This window comes from Bradyrhizobium sp. Crot121, assembly GCF_059512385.1.
Genome location: NZ_JCAMOR010000362.1, coordinates 1 through 461, shown reverse-complemented (window position 1 = coordinate 461; position 461 = coordinate 1). Strand labels below are relative to the sequence as shown.

1 protein-coding gene is annotated in these 461 nt (G+C 58.4%); it reads left to right on the top strand.

Going from position 1 to position 461, the window contains the following annotated elements; translation table 11 throughout:
- A partial coding sequence (locus AC5ZGW_RS46980) for a GlxA family transcriptional regulator (RefSeq protein ID WP_496114251.1) occupies positions 1–461 on the top strand: 461 nt, incomplete at both ends.

Here is a 461-nt window from a genome sequence, read left to right as displayed (position 1 = left end):
GTGCATTGGGAGCATATCCCAGCCTTTACCGAGACGTTTCCGTTCTTGCACCTCAGCCGCTCATTGTTCGAGATCGACCGTGATCGCTTCACTTGTGCCGGTGGTATCGCTGCGTTGGACATGATGCACGCCATCATCCGCATCGATCACGGCGCGGCGCTAGCCTCGGCTGTCAGCGACTGGTTTCTTCAGACGGAAGTGCGCCGTGGCGAAGTCGCTCAGCGACTATCGCCCACGGAACGATTCGGAGTCCATCATCCCAAACTGATTCAAACGCTATTGCGGATGGAAGGGGAGATCGAAACGCCCCTGTCGCCGCGCGAACTGGCCAAGTTCGCAGGTGTGTCCTTGCGACAGCTTGAACGTCTGTTCGCGCGCCATCTCGGCACTACGATCCACCGACAGTACCAACGGACACGGCTTGAACACGCCAGAGTCCTATTGCGGCAGACAACGAAGTC